Source organism: Oleiphilus sp. HI0128, assembly GCF_001635365.1.
This window is the reverse complement of the sequence record NZ_LWGG01000929.1, coordinates 1-3,067: the sequence shown is the minus strand read 5'-3', so window position 1 is coordinate 3,067 and position 3,067 is coordinate 1. Positions and strand designations below refer to the sequence as shown.

General features: G+C 39.0%; 2 protein-coding genes. Both read left to right on the top strand.

Features of this window, described 5'->3' with window-relative positions:
• The first annotated feature begins 216 nt into the window (after positions 1-216).
• The gene (gene dnaA / locus A3763_RS15140) at positions 217-1,647 is read left to right on the top strand and encodes a chromosomal replication initiator protein DnaA (protein ID WP_068507318.1); all 1,431 of its coding nucleotides are present in this window, start codon (positions 217-219) and stop codon (positions 1,645-1,647) included.
• An 81-nt stretch (positions 1,648-1,728) separates the two neighbouring features.
• Positions 1,729-2,832 carry a DNA polymerase III subunit beta gene (gene dnaN, locus A3763_RS15135; RefSeq protein WP_068507320.1) on the top strand — a complete coding sequence of 368 codons (1,104 nt, stop codon included), beginning with the start codon at positions 1,729-1,731 and terminating at the stop codon, positions 2,830-2,832.
• Positions 2,833-3,067 lie beyond the last annotated feature (235 nt).

Genomic DNA, 3,067 nt, shown 5'->3' with positions numbered 1-3,067 from the left:
CAATAATCGAGCACTAAAAAAAATTAGCTGTAAAATTGTGCACAAGCTTGTGTGTAAAGTTATTAATTATTTGAAATATATATATAAAGTTATTAACAGGCGGTTTATTAACCTAAAAAATAGCGCTAGTAGTTACGACGTTTTACCGTTAAAATTCACCTTAATAAAAACGGTTGTATTTCCCCCTCTTTCTAAATAATAGGAATAAAGTACCAAGTGCAAACTGAAGTCTGGTCTGAGTGCTTAGAAAAGCTAAAAGAAGAATTGCCTAGTCAGCAATATAATACTTGGTTAAGGCCGCTTCAGGGGGAGTGTGTTAACGGTATACTTCAATTATATGCACCGAATAAATTCGTATTGGATTGGGTTAAAGAAAAGTTCTTACAGCGTATAAACGAATTACTTAAAGATATGGGGCATGACAAAGTCATTTCTTCCGTCAATCTAAAAATTGGCAGTCTTAAAGAAGCTGATAATAGTACAAAGCTTAAAACTGAAGACAACAGAAGAAAGCCTAGCCCTGCTTCACCTAACCAACATAGTTCTCATAAGCCTCGCGAAAGTGGTCTGTCTTCATCGAAACCTGTTGAACGGCGGGTTGAAGTTGAAGGTTCAATTATAAAACACCAAAGCTTTTTAAATCCTAATTTTACTTTTGATACTTTTGTAGAAGGTAAATCTAACCAGTTAGCACGCGCTGCTTCTGTCCAGGTAGCAGAAAATCCAGGCGGAGCTTATAACCCTTTATTTCTTTATGGTGGTGTTGGTCTGGGTAAAACTCACTTGATGCATTCTGTCGGTAATGAAATCGTTAAGAAGAATCCTAATGCTAAGGTGGTTTACCTTCATTCCGAACGATTTGTTGCCGATATGGTTAAAGCTCTGCAGATTAATGCGATCAATGAATTCAAGCGATATTACCGATCTGTTGATGCTTTGCTAATCGATGATATTCAATTCTTTGCACGTAAAGAGCGTTCGCAAGAAGAGTTTTTCCATACTTTTAATGCCTTATTAGAAGGCGGTCAGCAAATGATATTGACCTGCGATCGCTACCCTAAAGAAATTGATAATATGGAAGAACGTTTGAAGTCTCGTTTTGGCTGGGGACTTACCGTTATGGTTGAGCCGCCTGAACTAGAAACCCGTGTTGCAATTTTGATGAAAAAAGCAGAGCAGACTAAGGTTAATCTTAGTAGTGAATCGGCTTTCTTTATTGCTCAAAAGATTCGCTCCAACGTTCGTGAGCTAGAAGGGGCTTTAAAACTAGTTGCTGCCAATGCTCATTTTACAGGCGAAGAGATTACTCCGGTTTTTATTCGTGAATGTCTAAAAGACTTGCTTGCTCTACATGACAAGCAAGTTAGTATAGAAAACATACAGCGAACTGTTGCTGAGTACTATAAAATAAAGGTAGCAGATTTGTTATCGAAGCGGCGTACCCGTTCAGTTACCAGACCCAGACAGATGGCTATGGCGCTTGCAAAAGAACTAACCAATCACAGCCTGCCTGAAATAGGCGATGCTTTCGGTGGCAGGGATCATACGACTGTTTTACATGCTTGTAAGAAGGTTGTTGAATTGAAGGATAATGACCCAGGTATTCGAGAAGACCACCATAACTTTATGAGAATTTTAACGACTTAAATAAGCGTTGGGTTCTCTTTAATTACTCATATACATGATAAATTACTAACAATACTCTAGATCTAAAAGAGCAGATAAAAAATGAAATTAACTATTACTCGTGAAGAAATCCTAAGTCCTCTTCAAATTATTTCGGGTGTTGTTGAGCGAAAGCAAACCATGCCTGTGCTTTCGAATATTTTGCTTGAAGCAGAACCAGGTAAAGTAGAATTAACCGGCACCAATATGGAGGTTGAGTTAGTTTGTACGCTTAATAGCGCCGCAGTCGAGACTGCTGGAAGAATTACCTTGCCTGCACGTAAGTTAGTAGATATTTGTCGCTCTTTACCAAATGATGCAGTGATTGAGCTAAGTCTGGAAGGTGAAAAGATGCACCTTCGTTCCGGTAAGAGCCACTTTACCTTAGCAACCTTGCCAGCAGATCAGTTTCCGAATACTGAAGAGTCTCCTCACGATATTGCTGTGAGTTTCATGCAGCGTGACTTTAAACAGATGCTTGATGCGACTTCTTTTGCGATGGCGCAACAGGATGTTCGCTACTACTTAAACGGCATGTTGTTAGAGCTAGGTAACCGTTACGTTCGTTTAGTTGCAACGGATGGGCATCGTCTCGCACTTTCATCTCTAGCAACAGATCTTGAGCGCGATACAGACAAGCAGGTGATTGTACCGAGAAAAGGTATTATTGAGCTCGGTCGTTTGTTATCTGACTCTGAAGACGAAGTGGTGCTTTCTATCGGTGAAAGCCATATATATTCACAGATAGGCAATTATAGATTCACTTCAAAATTGATCGATGGAAAGTTCCCTGACTATAACCGTGTTATTCCTAAGGGTGGTGACAAGGTTATGTATGCGGATAGAAGTTCGCTTAAGGATATGTTTACGCGAGCAAGTATTCTTTCACATGAAAATATTCGAGGAATTCAATTACATTTGTCTGAGAATCAATTGCAGGTGTTTGCTAATAATCCAGAGCACGAACAAGCTGAAGATTGTTTGGAAGTGGATTATCAGGGTGAAGATTTACAGATTGGATTCAATGTTAGCTATCTAATTGATGTTATGAATGTTTTGTCGAGTGAAAATATTCGAATGACGCTATTGAATGCAAATTCATCGGCTTTGATAGAGTCTTCAGAGAATGATGGAAACTTATACGTAATCATGCCGATGCGCTTATAGAGTAGGGCAGGGAAGACTCTAACAGGCGCTTCTTCATTATTAGCGTTGTAATTCAGATAGTAATATAAAAGGACAAAGCGATGGGATTGTTTACAGATACATTGAAGGGAACTTTTCGTATTGGTCAGACTACAGGCATTCTTGCTAAAACAGGTGCTCAATGGTTAATCGGTAAACGGCCACCCAATCCCAAGTTATTAAGATCTATTTTTGAAGACTTAGGTGCTACCTATAT